Origin of the sequence: Serratia sp. CY32780 (assembly GCF_052169135.1) — a bacterium.
Lineage (GTDB): Bacteria > Pseudomonadota > Gammaproteobacteria > Enterobacterales > Enterobacteriaceae > Serratia > Serratia sarumanii.
This window is the reverse complement of sequence record NZ_JBJNLI010000001.1, coordinates 1026585-1041873: the sequence shown is the minus strand read 5'-3', so window position 1 is coordinate 1041873 and position 15289 is coordinate 1026585. Positions and strand designations below refer to the sequence as shown.

The window sequence follows — 15289 nt, the reverse complement described above, 5'->3', positions numbered from 1 at the left end:
CTGGCGCAAACGCCCCGTTCAGCGTCCGCCGCCTTCGGTAAACGCGGAAGCCAGCATACCGAGCGCCATCATCACGCCGGCGAGCGCCAATATCGCGTTCACCTGCAGATGCGCGCCGACGCTGCCGACCGCCGCGCCCAAAACCAGCAGCCCCGCACTGATCCATGGTGCCAACATATTTACCCTCTGAATAATTACCAGCAATAATATCGCCATTATCTTTGGCAGGAAAGATTGTGGAAAAATTCGGCATTCGATGCATGTTTAACGCCCAAAAAGGGATTTTAATGCGTTGTGTTTCCCCGGATCGCCAGAAAAATGCCACAATAGTCGCAAACAAACGGCAGAAACGAACCTTGCCGCCGAGCTCACCCGGCTGCCAGACCATGCTATGACTCTGTCATTACACTTAAACAACCGTATTCAAACAGAGAACCCATGACTCAAGTTCCTACTTTCAATCGTTCCTTATTGCACCCGCGCTACTGGCTGACCTGGGTCGGCATCGGCTTGCTGTATCTGCTGGTGTTGCTGCCTTATCCCGTCATCTACTGGCTCGGCACCTCGATTGGGCGATTTTCCATGCGCTTTCTCAAGCGACGCGTCGCTATCGCCCAGCGTAACCTCGAGCTCTGTTTTCCCGACATGCCGCAGGCCGAACGCGATGCGCTGGTGGTAAAGAATTTCGAATCGGTCGGCATGGGGCTGTTTGAAACCGGCATGGCGTGGTTCTGGCCCAACTGGCGCATCGAGCGCTGGTTCAAGGTCAGCGGCCTGGAGCACATCCAAAAGGCGCGTGACAACCAGCAGGGCGTGTTGCTGATTGGCCTGCACTTTTTGACGCTGGAGCTGGGCGCGCGCATCTTCGGCATTCACAACCCGGGCATCGGCGTTTACCGCCCGCACGACAACAAGCTGATGGACTGGCTGCAAACCTGGGGCCGCATGCGTTCCAACAAATCGATGCTGGATCGCAAAGACATCAAAGGCATGATCCGCGCCCTGAAACAGGGCGATATCATCTGGTATGCGCCGGATCACGACTACGGCCCGCGCAGCAGCGTATTCGTGCCGCTGTTCGCGGTAGACAAAGCCGCCACCACCACCGGTAGTTACGTGCTGGTGCGGATGGGCAAACCGGCGATCATTCCGTTCACCCCGCGCCGCCTGCCGGACGGCAAAGGCTATGAGCTGATCATGCAGCCGGCGGTGGAAAACTTCCCGCTGGATAACGAACTCGATGCCGCCGCCTTTATGAATAAAGTGGTGGAAAAAGAGATCCTGATGGCGCCGGATCAATACATGTGGCTGCATCGCCGCTTCAAGACCCGCCCGGAAAGCGAGCCTTCGCTCTACTGATAAAGCAAACCCGCCGCCGGCGGGTTTTTTATTGCGCGCCTCTTGAGAATCGACGGCGAGGGTGGGATGGTAAAGCCTTTGCCACCAACCCCGGAGCCGCCATGTACATTGTCAGCCTGACCTACCATCGCTCGATCGCCGACGTCGACAGCCACCTTGACGGGCACATCGCCTGGCTTAAGAAATATTTTCAGGACGGCACCTTCATCGCCTCCGGCCGCAAGAATCCCCGCACCGGCGGCGTGATCCTGGCCAAGGGCATTGAGCGCGCGCGGCTGGACGCCATCCTGGCCGAAGATCCGTTCAACGCCGTGGCTCACTACGAGGTCACTGACTTTAGCGCCACCACCACCGCCGCCGGTTTCGAGGCGCTGGCCGGCCTATAAAACGCTGAAAATTCCGCGCGCCAAGCGCGGAATAAGGTTTAAGCGTCATTTTTAAAACTTTATTTCATTTTTTGCCCTATTCCCGTCCTCTGGTTTGCCGTCGCCGCGCCGGCGGCGCATACTTATCAGGCTAACTTTCACGTTTTGCCCCTCATCTTTTTGCCGCCGGCAAAACGCGTCACCTTTCGGCAATGGACATTTATGGCTTCGGCAGCAGAACCCGTTAACTGGAAACGCAACCTTTTCGTCGCCTGGGTAGGGTGCTTTCTCACCGGCGCCGCCTTCAGCCTGGTGATGCCGTTTCTGCCGCTGTACGTCGAGACCCTGGGCGTAACCGGCCATCAGGCGCTCAACATATGGTCCGGTCTACTGTTCAGCATTACCTTCCTGTTTTCCGCTATCGCCGCGCCGTTCTGGGGCGCCCTGGCCGACCGACGCGGCCGTAAACTGATGCTGCTGCGCTCGGCGTTGGGCATGGCGATCGTCATGGTGCTGATGGGCATGGCGCAAACGGTCTGGCAGTTTCTCGCGCTGCGGGCGGTGCTGGGGTTGCTTGGCGGGTTCATACCCAACGCCAACGCGCTGATCGCCACCCAGGTGCCGCGCAACCGCAGCGGCTGGGCGCTCGGCACCCTGTCTACCGGCGGCGTCGGCGGTGCGCTGGTCGGCCCGCTGATCGGCGGCCTGCTGGCCGATCTGTACGGCCTGCGTCCGGTGTTTTATATCACCGCCGCGGTGCTGTTCGTCTGCTTCGTGCTGACGCTGCTGTATGTCAAAGAGCAATTCACCCCGGTGCAAAAGCGCGACATGTTGCACGCAAAACAGGTGTTCGCCTCGCTGAAGAACCCGAAGCTGGTGCTCAGCCTGTTCGTCACCACCATGATCATCCAGATCGCCACCGGCTCAATTGCCCCGATCCTGACGCTGTATGTGCGCGATCTGGCCGGCGCGACCCATAATCTGGCGTTTATCAGCGGGCTGATCGCCTCGGTGCCCGGCGTCGCGGCATTGATGAGCGCCCCACGGCTGGGCAAACTGGGCGATCGCATCGGCCCGGAACGCATTCTGGTCTTTATGCTGATCGTCTCGGTGCTGCTGCTGATCCCGATGGCGTTCGTGCAAACGCCGTGGCAGCTCGGCGTACTGCGCTTTCTGCTGGGGGCAGCCGACGGCGCGCTGCTGCCGGCGGTACAGACGCTGTTGATTTATAACTGCACCAATCAGGTCGCCGGCCGAATTTTCAGCTACAACCAGTCGTTCCGCGACGTCGGCAACGTCAGCGGCCCGCTGCTCGGCGCCGCGGTCTCCGCCGGCTACGGTTTTCGCGCGGTCTTCGCCGTCACCGCTTTGGTGGTGCTGTTCAACGCCGGTTATTCCTGGTGGTGTCTGCGGCGGCGGCCGGGCTACATGCGGGAAGACACCCTGCAGGAAGAGCAATAGCTGCATTTATCGCCAATTTCCGCGATTGGCCGGATCAACCTCGCGTTTCCCCTACTTTTAATAATGCTTCCTGCGGGCCGGCGAATTTTCGCCCCACTCGGAACATTCTTACTTCAACATCTTGTTTATCAACAATTAATTAACCTTCAGCGCATAAAACCCGCTGTCAATCATATTCCTGCCACAACCAACAGAAAAACCAGAAAAGGAGATGCTTGTCGACTTTTCGTCTAAAAAATGGGATACAGGTACTAGACAAAACCAACGACCAGTTATCAAATGGTTAAATAATATCACGCCAGATGTGAACCATCGGCCAAGTGAAGAAAAGGTCAGCACGCTTTCCACGGTTTATCAGCGTTGCAGCCGCGGTTTTGTCAGGTAATCCGCATTGGGCGGATCGCCTTCATTAAATACACATACAACCACAGTACGGGCTGCAGCCATGCAGCGCCTTTTTATTGGGAAATCGTTATGCAATCCTCTGTCAATAAGTCAGAAAGCCGGACCTTCTTCGGCCATCCCTATCCGCTGGGTTCTCTGTTCTTCACCGAAATGTGGGAGCGCTTTTCGTTCTACGGCATCCGTCCGCTGCTGATCCTGTTTATGGCCGCCACCGTATACGACGGCGGTCTGGGTCTGGCGCGCGAGAACGCGTCGGCGATCGTCGGCATCTTCGCCGGCAGCATGTACCTGGCGGCGCTGCCGGGCGGCTGGCTGGCGGACAACTGGCTCGGCCAACGCAAGGCCGTTTGGTACGGTTCGATTCTGATCGCCCTCGGCCACCTGTCGATCGCCCTGTCCGCGGTGATGGGCACCAACCTGTTCTTCATCGGCCTGATGTTCATCGTGCTCGGTTCCGGCCTGTTCAAGACCTGTATCTCGGTGATGGTCGGCACGCTGTACAAGAAAGGCGATGCGCGCCGCGACGGCGGTTTCTCGCTGTTCTACATGGGCATCAACATCGGTTCGTTCATCGCCCCGTTGATCTCCGGCTGGCTGATCAAGTCACACGGCTGGCACTGGGGCTTCGGCATCGGCGGTATCGGGATGCTGGTGGCGCTGGTGATCTTCCGCGTGTTCGCCGTCCCGGCGATGAAACGCTATGACCGCGAAGTGGGCCTGGATTCCACCTGGAACAGCCCGGTCGCGAAGAAAAAAGGCGTCGGCGCCTGGCTGCTGGCATTGGCGGTAGGCCTGGCTGCGGTCATCGTGCTGATCGCTCAGGGCACCATCGTCATCAACCCGGTCGAAGTAGCCAGCGTGCTGGTGTACGTGATCGCCGCGTCGGTCACCCTGTACTTCATCTATCTGTTCGCCTTTGCCGGCCTGAGCCGCAAAGAGCGCGCTCGCCTGCTGGTGTGCTTTATCCTGCTGATCTCCGCCGCGTTCTTCTGGTCGGCGTTTGAACAGAAACCGACCTCGTTCAACCTGTTCGCCAACGATTACACCAATCGCATGGTCGGCGGCTTCGAGATCCCGGCGGTGTGGTTCCAGTCGATCAACGCCCTGTTCATCATCCTGCTGGCGCCGGTGTTCAGCTGGGCCTGGCCTGCGCTGGCGCGCAATAACGTGCGCCCGAGCAGCATTACCAAGTTCGTGATCGGTATCCTGTGCGCCGCCGGCGGTTTCGGCCTGATGATGCTGGCCGCGCAAAATGTGCTGAGCAACGGCGGCGCCGGCGTATCGCCGATGTGGCTGGTGGGCAGTATCCTGATGCTGACGCTGGGTGAGCTGTGCCTGAGCCCGATCGGCCTTGCCACCATGACGCTGCTGGCGCCGGAGAGAATGCGCGGGCAAATGATGGGGCTGTGGTTCTGCGCCAGCGCGCTGGGCAACCTGGCGGCCGGTCTGATCGGCGGTCACGTCAAGGCCGACCAACTGGATATGCTGCCGGATCTGTTCGCTCGCTGCTCAGTCGCGCTGCTGATCTGCGCCGCCGTGCTTATCGTGCTGATCGTGCCGATTCGCCGCATGCTGGAAAATACCCAGACCAAGAGCGCGCAGAAACCGGCGACCAGCGCCTGACGGATACCCCTTTTTTATCTCGCAAACCGGCGCTCAAGGCGCCGGTTTTTTTTATCCTTGCCAGGCCTGATGTTGCAGGACCACCCGGTAGCCGTCAGGATCTTCAAAGGTTTGCCCCACCCTATCCCAATAGGGGTTATAGGCGGTGACCGCCAGGAATCCCGCCGCCCGCATCCGCTCGCACGCGGCTCGCCATGCGTTCTCATCCGGCAGATAAAACACCAGCAGATGATCCTGCGTCGGCGCCTGCCCGACCCGCACCCCGCGATGCTGCGTGAACTCCAGATGGTAGGCATGCTGCGGATGGCCGATCATTATGCCGTCAAAGCCCTGATGATCGACAAACTCGCTCAGCTTTTCGAACCCCAGCCCGCGACAATACAGCGCGGCAATCTCTTGCAACCGATCGGTCGGGCGCGCGATGCGCAACACCGCCTTGGCTATCGACATGTACGCCTCCGCCTCATGATAATCTCATACAGCGCCATGCCCGCCAGCATCGCCAGCAGGAACGGCCATACCCGCTGTATCTCCGCCCCCGCCAACACCCAGGCGGGGCCAGGGCAAATGCCCGCGATGCCCCAACCGACGCCGAACAGCGCGCTGCCCGCCAGCAAACGGCGATCCGCACGCCCGGCGGCCGGGATCTGCAGCGGTTCGCCCAACAGGCTCCGCTCGCGTCGCCGCGCCCACAAGAAGGCCGGCGCCGCCACCGCGATCGCCCCAACCATCACCAGCGCCAGCGAAGGATCCCACTGGCCGGTAACGTCGAGAAACGCCAACACTTTGGCCGGATTGGCCATACCGGCGACGATCAGCCCCAGACCGAAAATCACGCCGCTCAGCAGCGCCAACAGGGATTTAAACATCTCACCCTCCCAGCAGGTGGCGCATCAGCCACACGGTCATAAAACCCAGCAGCATAAACACCGCCGTGGCGGCCAGCGAACGCGGCGCCAGCCGCGCGACGCCGCACACGCCGTGCCCGCTGGTGCAACCGCTGCCCAATCGTGTCCCCACCCCCACCAACAGCCCAGCTACCGCCAGCCCGCCGCTGCCGGCCGCGATCTCAGCAGACGGCAAAGCCGCTGCGGCAGCATACAGCCAGGGGGAAATCAGTAACCCGCCAAGAAATGCGGCGCGCCAGCCCCGCTCGCGGCCACCCGCGCTCAATAAACCGCCGGTAATGCCGCTGATGCCGGCGATTCGGCCGTTGAACAGCAGCAGCAGCGCCACCGCTGCGCCGATAATGGCTCCGCCCGCCAGCGCGGAATACGGCGTGAAGTGTTGCCAGTCAATGGTCATCGCGGTTCTCCGGCTGTGGGCAATAGAGTTGATATAGGGTATGGAGCAGCGCCAGCGCTTTGGCATCGGCCACCGCATAGTAAATCTGCTTGCCGGCGCGTCGGGTGGAGACCAATCCCTCCTCGCGCAGCACGCCAAGCTGCTGGGACAGCGTCGGCTGGCGGATATCCAGTGCCTGCGCCAGCTCGCTCACCGCCATCTCGCCCTGGCTGAGCCGGCACAGCAGCAGCAGCCGATCTTCATTGCCCAAGGTACGCAGCATCGCACCGGCCTGCGCCGCCGCCTTGCGCATCGCGTCAATATCCATTGCCCCCCATCAATTTATAAAATTATATAATATTATTTTATAAACCATTTCGCCGTACCGCGCCACAGACTGGTGTGAAACAGCGCCGCATGGCATGCTGTCTTCCCCCTTTTGCCGCGCGGAGCCTGCTTACGATGCTGTTGTTTCACGACGTTCTGCCGCCCGACCAGCCTGTCCGGCCGTTGGCCAAGGATTATCGCCACGGCGACAGCGAGCCGGATCACTACCATCACTGCGCGCAGCTGATTCACAGCCTGAGCGGCGTGGTGCAGGTCACGACCCGGCTCGGCAGTTGGGTGGTGCCGCCCGGCCGCGGCGTCTGGGTGCCGGCTAAGGTGGTGCACAGTCTGCGCATTACCGGCCAGGTGGCGGCCAGGACGCTGTTCGTCGATCCGCTGGCGCGCGCCGATCTGCCGGCCCAGTGCCTGGTGGTGCAGGTTTCTCCGCTGCTGCGCGAGTTGATTATCTGTGCGATGGAGATTGCGCCCGATTACCCGAGCGGCGGACGCGATGAGCGCGTCATGGAACTGATTCTGGATGAGTTGCGGATGCTGCCGATCCTGCCGCTGCACCTGCCTGAACCGCGTGAGGCATCGCTGCTCGCCCTGTGCCACCATATCCAGGCTACGCTGGCGCAGCCCTGGACGCTGGAACAGGCGGCCGCTCATCTCAGCGTCAGCGGACGCACCCTGTCGCGGCGCTTCCAGCGCGAAACCGGGCTGCATTTTAGCGATTGGGTGCGACGCGCCCGTTTGCTGGCGGCGCTGAACGCGCTGGCGACCGGCCGCTCGGTGTTGGAAGTGGCGCTGGATCTCGGCTATGACAGCCCCAGCGCGTTCAGCGCCATGTTTCGCCGGGTGCTGGGGGTCGCGCCCAGCGACTATTTCAGCCCGGCCGCGCCGACGTTGACGCCAGATAGCGCCCGGCGACGTTGAGCAGCGCCTGCAGCGAGGCGCTGGCGGAGTCGACGTCGATGCCAACGCCGTAGGTCGCCTCACCCTGCGGCAACGAGCAGCGAATATAGGCCACCGCCCGGCTGTCGCTCTGGTGCCCCAGCGTATGTTCGTGGTAATCCTCGATCGCCAGCGGCAAGCCGAAGCGCTGGCGCAGCGCATCCACCGCGCTGGAAAGCAGGCCATTGCCGGCGCCCTGCAGCCGCAGCGGCTCTCCCTCACAGGCAACCCGCGCATTGAAGCTGTAGGCCTCTACGCCGTGGCTTTCCGTCTGGTAGCTCAGCAGCTGCAAGTGCGGTTGCTCCACCAGCCCGTAGGTGTCGCGGAATAAGCGCCACAGCTGCGCGCCGCTCATTTCCTTGCCGCTGCCGTCGGTCGCGCGCTGCACCACCTGGCTGAAATCAATCTGCAAACCGCGCGGCAACGCCAGCCCGTGATTTTGTTCCAACAGCCAGGCGGCCCCGCTTTTGCCGGACTGGCTGTTGACCCGGATCACCGCCTCATAGCTGCAGCCGACATCGGCGGGATCGAGCGGCAGGTAAGGCACCTGCCACCAGCCATCCTGGCGCTGGCGCTGGGCGGCGAAGCCTTTTTTAATCGCATCCTGATGCGAACCGGAGAAGGCGGTAAACACCAACTCGCCGGCATAAGGATGGCGAGGGTGCACCGGCAGCTGATTGCACAGCTCCACCACCTCCACCACCTGCTTCAGGCGGCTGAAGTCCAGGCCTGGCGCCACGCCCTGGGTATAGAGATTCAACGCCAGCGTAACCAGATCGACATTGCCGGTGCGCTCTCCGTTGCCGAACAGGCAGCCTTCGACCCGATCGGCGCCGGCCAACAGCGCCAGCTCCGCGCAGGCCACGCCGGTGCCGCGATCGTTATGCGGATGCACGCTGATCGTTACATCGGCGCGGCGGCTGAAGTGGCGACAGAACCATTCAATCTGATCGGCATACACGTTGGGCGTGCTCACTTCCACCGTCGCCGGCAGATTGATGATCATCGGCCGCTGCGGCCCCGGTTGCCACACCGCCGCCACCGCTTCGCAGATCTCCAGCGCGAACGCCAATTCAGTAAAACAGAAGGTTTCCGGCGAATACTCGAAGCACCAGGCGGTATCGGGCTGTGCCTCGCACTGCCGGCGAATGCGCCGCGCGCCGTTCACCGCCAGCGCCACGGTGGCGGCCTTATCCTGGCGGAACACGATGTCGCGAAACATCGGCGCCGTGGCGTTGTACAGATGCACGATAGCCCGTGGCGCCCCCTGCAGCGCCTCGAAGGTGCGGTCGATCAGATCGTCGCGCGACTGCGTCAGCACCTGAATCGTGACGTCGTCCGGGATCAGCTGCTCGTCAATCAGCGTGCGCACAAAATCGAAATCCGTTTGCGACGCCGAAGGGAAAGCCACTTCAATTTCTTTGAAACCACACTGCAACAGCAATTGATAGAACTCGCGCTTGCGCGCGTTATCCATCGGCTCCGCCAGCGCCTGGTTACCGTCGCGCAGATCGCTGGAGCACCAGCGCGGCGCCTGCCGCAGCGTACGCGCAGGCCATTGGCGGTCCGGCAACGCCACCGGCGGGAAGGGTCGATATTTGCTTGAAGGGTCGATTAACATGGGCTTCTCCTGACGCCTGAATGAACGATAACGCCATTATTTCCCGCCCTCGCCGCCTCTTCTCCCGCTTTGCGGACAACCATCGTCGCAATGCGGACAACAAAAAAATTTGCATCCTGCGCCAGTGAGACAACAATTAGGTTTGACGTTTCCCCCACCGCACCGGCAGTGCCGCCGGGCGCTCTACTCTCATTGTCAACGGAGGCGAACATGAGCCTGTATGCAACCCTGGAAGAAGCCATCGAGGCCGCACGCGAAGAGTTTATCGACACCGCCGAAGGCGGCGGCGATGACGAACCGCCGGTGCCGCAGCAGTTCAATCTGCAAAAGTACGTGATGCAGGATGGCGACACGATGTGGCAGGCCGAGTTCTTCGAGGAAGAAGGCGAAGCGGTGGAGTGCCTGCCGCTGCGCAGCGGTGCGGCGGCGCAGGCAATCTTCGACGGTGACTACGACGAGGTGGAGATCACCGCCGAGTGGATAGATGAAAACACCCTGTACGAATGGGAAGAAGGCGACTTCCAACTCGAGCCGCCGCTGGATACCGAAGAAGGCCAGGCCGCGGCCGATGAATGGGATGAACGTTAACCCGCACTACGCACTCATCGCCAAGGAGGCAGCATGAATATTCGCCGGGCTCGCCCCACCGACTACCCCGCCATTTTGCAGCTGCAGGGGGAAAACGTGCCGGAAGCGCTCGACGAGCGCCAAAAACGGCAGGGATTTATCGTATCGCGCATGAATGAGGCGCAGCTGGCGGCGATCAACCGCGGCATCGGCATACTAGTGGCTGAACAGGAAAACCAACTGGCAGGCTTTGTTTGCCTGATGCCCGCCAACGTGCAACCGCACCCGCCGGTGGTGGACGCGATGCTGGCGACGCTCGCCACGCAATCCTTCGCCGGACGCGCGCTGAATGAACTACAGGTGTTTCTCTACGGCCCGGTCTGCCTCGCCGCCGCCTGGCGCGGCAAAGGCGTGCTGAAGCGCCTTTACGCCGCGGTCAAAGCGCACACCAGCCATGACTACGACGTGGGCGCGCTGTTTATCGACGACGACAATCCGCATTCGTTGGCCGCTCACGTGCAAGGGCTGGGCATGACGGCGCTGGCGCCTTTCCATTGCGGGCAGAAAGGCTATCAGTTGGTGGTGTTCACCACCCGCTGAGCGGGTTTATTCATAGGGGCCGTGCTGGGCATCGAGCGGCAGCATAAAGGTGTCCACCACCATCGACAGCGGCACGTCTATCACCGTGACGTAACGCCAGGGCGTATCGCGCAGATCCCACTGCACGCCGGGATAGTACTGGTGGCCATGCCCCGCGCCGGGCACGGTGCGGCTGATAATGCTGCCGCAGCCGGTCAGGGCCATCACGCCGGCCGCCACGCAGGCCAGCCGAAGGTAGGAAGAGAGATTCACGACATTGACTCTGAGCAAGGGGGTTGTTTCGCGAGTGAACAACGCATCGGCCGCAGTCTACCACAGTTCCCTTTCTCCGCCGGCACCGACGCACGTAAGCAAAAGGTAAAAAAAACGGGGAATGCGCCATGCGCATTCCCCGTCTGGGCGTTGCCGTTCAGCGATTAACGCCGGCCCGTTGGGTGCGCCAGCGGGTTGTGCGGCAACTGCTGATAGTGCTCACGCCAGGCGGCGCCTTCCGGCAACAGCCAGACGCGCTGGTGCAAACGAGCCAGCGTGACCGGATCGCTCAGTAGCTCCAGACGTTTGCCCTTCGCCAGCTTCTCCGGCCCCAGCTGCAGCGCTTCGTTCACCCGCTCCTCGCGGTTGCGATCGAGCGTCGCGCGCAGATGGTGACGCGCCGTCGCCAACGCCGTCGCCAGCGCGTTGAAGGACGGGTTGACCACCGCATGCATAAAGCCGTTGGTCAGCGCGCGATTGCGGTTGAGATGCAGGTATTCTTCCGTCGCCAACAGCTCACGCGGCGGGTTGTACTCTTCCGGGATCAGGAACAGCTTGGCGCGTTTGCTCTTCATGCCCAGCGTCGCGCGGCTCGACAGCACCGACACGAACGGCGACAGGATCAGCGAGAACACGATCGGCGCCAACCACCACAGGAAGCGCAGATCCAACCACGCCATGCCGCCGGCCCACACCAGGCCCAGCAACATCTGCGAGCCATGGCGGCGGAAGGCTTCGCCCCACGGCGTATCGTCGTCGTCACGCTGCGGCGAATTCCACACCACTTCCCAACCGAGGAAGGCGCTCACCACGAACACGGTATGGAACAGCATGCGCACCGGTGCCAGCAGCACCGAGAACAGCATTTCCATCAGCATCGAAATGAACAGCCGGAACGCCCCGCCGTACTCTTTCGCGCCCTTGGCCCAGATCAGCACGATGCTGAGCAGCTTCGGCAGGAACAACAGCACCAGCGTGGTGGAGAACAGCGCTATCGCCAGCTCGGGCCGCCACTGCGGCCAGACCGGGAACAACTGCCGCGGCTGCAGGAAGTATTGCGGTTCCATCAGGGTGTGCACCACCTGCAACGCGGTGGAGAGCGCCAGGAACATGAACCACAGCGGCGCCGACAGGTAGGACATCACGCCGGTGAGGAACACCGCGCGGTGCACCGGGTGCATGCCCTTCACCAGGAACAGGCGGAAGTTCATCAGGTTGCCGTGGCACCAGCGACGGTCGCGTTTCAGCTCGTCCAGCAGGTTTGGCGGCAGCTCTTCGTAACTGCCCGGCAGATCGTAAGCGATCCACACGCCCCAGCCAGCGCGGCGCATCAGTGCCGCTTCAACGAAGTCATGCGACAAGATTGAACCGGCGAAGGAGCCCTCGCCCGGCAGCGGCGCCAGCGCACAGTGCTCGATAAACGGCTTCACGCGGATGATGGCGTTATGGCCCCAGTAGTGCGACTCGCCCAACTGCCAGAAATGCAGGCCGGCGGTAAACAGCGGCCCGTAAACGCGGGTAGCGAACTGCTGCACGCGCGCATACAGGGTATCCATGCCGGACGCCTTCGGCGCGGACTGGATGATGCCGGCGTTCGGGTTGGCTTCCATCAGACGCACCAGCCCGGTGAGGCATTCGCCGCTCATCACGCTGTCGGCATCCAGGATCACCATGTAGCTGTACTCACCGCCCCAACGACGGCAGAAGTCGTCGATGTTGCCGCTCTTGCGTTTGACGCGGCGGCGGCGACGGCGATAGAAGATGCGGCCGTGGCCGTCGACATCGCGGCACAGCTCCATCCACGCCTTTTGCTCCGCCACGCAGATGTCCGGATCGTAGCTGTCGCTCAAGACGTAGATATCGAAGTGTTCCAGCTGACCGGTCGCGGCGACGGACTCATAGGTCGCACGCAGGCCGGCGAAAACGCGTTCGACGTCTTCGTTGCAGATCGGCATGATCAGCGCGGTGCGGTGCGCCGGATTGATCGGCTCATCGCCCTTGATGGTGGAGGAAATGCTGTATTTGTCCTTGCCGATCAGCAGCTGCAGGAAGCCCATCAGCGCGGTCCAGAAACCGGCCGAGACCCAGCAGAACAGTACGGCGAACAGGATCAGAATGCCGGTTTGCAGCACATATGGCAGCAGCTGCAGCACCGACTGCATCAGATCCTGATCCAGCATGGCGATAGGATCGATCAGCGCCCAGCCCTGATAAGGCAAGATGGTTTTCATGTACCAGGTGGCGATGCCGGTTTGCACCAGCATCAGCACCAGCAGCACATAACGGCGCATGGAGCCGACGGTACGCCAGCGGTTCTCGGCCTCGGCCTCCTCTTTGGTGGCGTGCCGGTTGTGCGGCGAACGCCCCAGCAGAGAATCCCAGAAGCGCGCCACCGGGTTGGTGCGCCAGGCTTCCGGGAACATGGTGGTTCGTTTGATCGGCGGCGTCGCCTTCAGAATGGCGCGCCCTTCGGCGTCGGTATCGAAGTCGTCATCGCTGACCGCATCCGGCCAGGCGTTTTCGATACGCGGTTTGACCGAGGCCAGCGCCACGTCATCCGCCGACAGGCTATTGACGTTGGCGTCGGCGGCGCCCATCTGCCGATGGAGCGCCTCCAGTGCCTGAGCGTCATCCGCCGTTTGAGGGTTGAGCGCCTCCGACCGCTCGGCGGTCAGAGGCAGCGCCGCAAGATAATCCTGGGCGGGTTGAGTAGGCTTATTCATTGGCAGGTAGCTGATAGCTCCAGGTTTCCGACAGAGTCTTATCGCCATTGACCAGCGCCGCGCGCATTTCTACCGGCTTCTTGTCGTCTTTCACTTTCAGACGCACCGTCAGGCGCCAGCCTTTGGTCACTGGGTTATAGCGGACGTTGTTTTCTACCATTTCACCGTTGTCGCCGATGCTGATCTGAGAGGCGACCGGGGTATTGGCGTCCAGCCCTTTCAGCACCGGGCCGACGAAGTCGACCAGGAAGGCCACGCTGCCGTCTGGCTCGCGAATCAGGTTGGACTGCTTCACGTCACCGGTCGAACGCATGGTGCGGGCCACATAGGCGATGTCCTGCGAATGCAGTTTGTCTTCATCGCGGGTGAAGTTCAGCCGGTAGCTCAGCGTCAGCGGCTTTTTGGCTTCCGGCAGCGTATCCGGCGTCCAGAACGCGACGATGTTGTCGTTGGTTTCATCCGCCGTCGGGATCTCCACCAGCTCAACCTTGCCTTTGCCCCAGTCGCCCTTCGGTTCAATCCAGGCGCTCGGGCGCAGATCGTAACGATCGTCCAGATCTTCATATTCTTTGAAGTTGCGGCCGCGCTGCAGCAGACCGAAGCCTTTCGGATTCTCGACGGTATAGGTGCTGACGGACAGGTGTTTAGGATTGTTCAGCGGGCGCCAGATCCACTCGCCGTTGCCGGCATGGATAGACAGGCCGTTGGAGTCGTGCAACGCCGGACGGTAGTTCAACGTCGGCGACGGCTGGTTCGGCCCGAACAGGAACATGCTGGTCAGCGGCGCCAGGCCCAGTTTGCCCACCTTGTCGCGCAGGAACACTTTGGACTCGACGTCCACGGTGGTGTCGCGGCCCGGGATCACCGTGAAACGGTAAGCGCCGGTGGCGCGCGGGGAATCCAGCAGCGCATAGATCACCAGGTGCTTGTCGCCCTGCTTCGGACGCTCAACCCAGAATTCGCGGAAACGCGGGAACTCTTCGCCGGACGGCAAAGCGGTATCGATGGCCAGGCCGCGAGCGGAAAGCCCGTAAACCTGCCCTTTACCCACCACGCGGAAATAGCTCGCGCCAAGCAGGCTCATGATCTCATCGTTTTTGTCGGCGCTGTTGACCGGGTAGAGCACCTTAAAGCCGGCAAAACCGAGATTTTTCACCGATTCAGGGTCGTGTTTGACCGAACCGAAGTTGAAGTAATCCGGGCTGTACTTGATCTGTTTTACGCTGGTGGAGGTGACTTCATTGATTTTCACCGGCGTGTCGAAGTACATCCCCTGATGATAAAACTCAAGCTTGAAAGGGGTTTTCAGCTTGCTCCAATAGGCTTTATCGTGATTGAACTGAATCTGCTGATAGTCTGCGAACTTCATCTCGCGGAACTGAGAAGGAAGGTTGCTCTTCGGGGCTTCGAAACCTTTCGCCGCCAGGTCCTGCGCCTGCTTGGCCACATCATCAATAGAAAAGGCCCATGCCGGCGAACTGAACAGCGTGAACAATACGGTAGCACCTAACCAACGAACGCTCGCGGCGCGTGGTTGTCCGGATAATATATTAACTAGCACATCCCCCCCTATTCGTGTGCTCAAATCATTTAAATCCATATTAATGGATTACTCAGCTTTCCGACAACATGATAAATGGATGGTTCATGTTTACGGCTCATTGTTTAAGCAGCTGATGGAACACCAGCGTAGCAAGCCGCGCAACAAGACGCTATGGAAAAATGCGGGGGGCTATAGTAGGGTTCCG

The 15289-nt window shown here is 61.2% G+C and carries 16 protein-coding genes; 7 read left to right on the top strand and 9 right to left on the bottom strand.

Annotated elements, in window-relative coordinates:
• Positions 1-18 precede the first annotated feature (18 nt).
• Complete coding sequence (locus ACJ8HH_RS05085) at positions 19-177, bottom strand: hypothetical protein (RefSeq protein ID WP_033638031.1); 159 nt, start codon at positions 175-177, stop codon at positions 19-21.
• Positions 178-438: 261 nt separating this feature from the next.
• Here ACJ8HH_RS05085 and ACJ8HH_RS05080 point away from each other — a divergent pair, with 261 nt between their 5' ends.
• The 4 genes from ACJ8HH_RS05080 (at position 439) to ACJ8HH_RS05065 (ending at position 5213) form a co-directional block, all read left to right on the top strand.
• Positions 439-1359 (top strand): Kdo(2)-lipid IV(A) acyltransferase, encoded by a 921-nt coding sequence (locus ACJ8HH_RS05080; protein ID WP_060451464.1) that lies wholly within the window; start codon positions 439-441, stop codon positions 1357-1359.
• 101 nt (positions 1360-1460) lie between these two features.
• Positions 1461-1745 (top strand): YciI family protein, encoded by a 285-nt coding sequence (locus ACJ8HH_RS05075; RefSeq protein WP_060451463.1) that lies wholly within the window; start codon positions 1461-1463, stop codon positions 1743-1745.
• 201 nt (positions 1746-1946) lie between these two features.
• On the top strand, positions 1947-3185 hold the full coding sequence (gene mdtG / locus ACJ8HH_RS05070) for a multidrug efflux MFS transporter MdtG (protein ID WP_060426377.1): 1239 nt from the start codon (positions 1947-1949) through the stop codon (positions 3183-3185).
• 474 nt (positions 3186-3659) lie between these two features.
• On the top strand, positions 3660-5213 hold the full coding sequence (locus ACJ8HH_RS05065; RefSeq protein ID WP_033638027.1) for a peptide MFS transporter: 1554 nt from the start codon (positions 3660-3662) through the stop codon (positions 5211-5213).
• Between the two features lie 51 nt (positions 5214-5264).
• On the opposite strand, the gene ACJ8HH_RS05060 is transcribed toward ACJ8HH_RS05065, so the two are convergent.
• The 4 genes from ACJ8HH_RS05060 to ACJ8HH_RS05045 are packed head-to-tail and all read right to left on the bottom strand — an operon-like array spanning position 5265 to position 6825.
• Entirely contained in the window at positions 5265-5663 is a 399-nt protein-coding gene (locus ACJ8HH_RS05060) for a VOC family protein (RefSeq protein ID WP_060451462.1), read from the bottom strand.
• A complete protein-coding gene (locus ACJ8HH_RS05055) occupies positions 5654-6082 on the bottom strand; it encodes a YeeE/YedE family protein (RefSeq protein ID WP_049195120.1) in 429 nt (142 codons plus the stop codon). The genes ACJ8HH_RS05060 and ACJ8HH_RS05055 overlap by 10 nt, the downstream gene beginning before the upstream one ends.
• 1 nt (position 6083) lies before the next feature.
• Positions 6084-6518 carry a YeeE/YedE family protein gene (locus ACJ8HH_RS05050; protein WP_047568091.1) on the bottom strand — a complete coding sequence of 145 codons (435 nt, stop codon included), beginning with the start codon at positions 6516-6518 and terminating at the stop codon, positions 6084-6086.
• Entirely contained in the window at positions 6508-6825 is a 318-nt protein-coding gene (locus ACJ8HH_RS05045) for an ArsR/SmtB family transcription factor (protein ID WP_033638023.1), read from the bottom strand. Before ACJ8HH_RS05045 ends, ACJ8HH_RS05050 begins: the two co-directional genes overlap by 11 nt.
• A 134-nt stretch (positions 6826-6959) precedes the next feature.
• On the opposite strand from ACJ8HH_RS05045, the gene ACJ8HH_RS05040 reads away from it, so the two are divergent.
• Positions 6960-7760 carry an AraC family transcriptional regulator gene (locus ACJ8HH_RS05040; protein WP_060451461.1) on the top strand — a complete coding sequence of 267 codons (801 nt, stop codon included), beginning with the start codon at positions 6960-6962 and terminating at the stop codon, positions 7758-7760.
• Here the strand turns inward: ACJ8HH_RS05040 and leuA are convergent.
• Positions 7711-9399 carry a 2-isopropylmalate synthase gene (gene leuA, locus ACJ8HH_RS05035; RefSeq protein ID WP_060428479.1) on the bottom strand — a complete coding sequence of 563 codons (1689 nt, stop codon included), beginning with the start codon at positions 9397-9399 and terminating at the stop codon, positions 7711-7713. The two genes, ACJ8HH_RS05040 and leuA, sit on opposite strands and share 50 nt — an antisense overlap.
• A gap of 210 nt (positions 9400-9609) precedes the next feature.
• Here leuA and ACJ8HH_RS05030 point away from each other — a divergent pair, with 210 nt between their 5' ends.
• Both ACJ8HH_RS05030 and ACJ8HH_RS05025 read left to right on the top strand, forming a co-directional pair.
• Positions 9610-9987 (top strand): MysB family protein, encoded by a 378-nt coding sequence (locus tag ACJ8HH_RS05030; RefSeq protein WP_033638020.1) that lies wholly within the window; start codon positions 9610-9612, stop codon positions 9985-9987.
• 33 nt (positions 9988-10020) lie between these two features.
• Complete coding sequence (locus ACJ8HH_RS05025; protein WP_060451460.1) at positions 10021-10566, top strand: GNAT family N-acetyltransferase; 546 nt, start codon at positions 10021-10023, stop codon at positions 10564-10566.
• A 6-nt stretch (positions 10567-10572) separates the two neighbouring features.
• Here ACJ8HH_RS05025 and ACJ8HH_RS05020 read toward each other — a convergent pair whose 3' ends face one another.
• The 3 genes from ACJ8HH_RS05020 to mdoG form a co-directional block, all read right to left on the bottom strand.
• On the bottom strand, positions 10573-10818 hold the full coding sequence (locus tag ACJ8HH_RS05020) for a YceK/YidQ family lipoprotein (RefSeq protein WP_072264917.1): 246 nt from the start codon (positions 10816-10818) through the stop codon (positions 10573-10575).
• Between the two features lie 164 nt (positions 10819-10982).
• Entirely contained in the window at positions 10983-13541 is a 2559-nt protein-coding gene (gene mdoH, locus ACJ8HH_RS05015) for a glucans biosynthesis glucosyltransferase MdoH (protein ID WP_033638017.1), read from the bottom strand.
• Entirely contained in the window at positions 13534-15102 is a 1569-nt protein-coding gene (gene mdoG / locus ACJ8HH_RS05010; RefSeq protein WP_170310366.1) for a glucans biosynthesis protein MdoG, read from the bottom strand. The genes mdoH and mdoG overlap by 8 nt, the downstream gene beginning before the upstream one ends.
• Between the last annotated feature and the right edge of the window lie 187 nt (positions 15103-15289).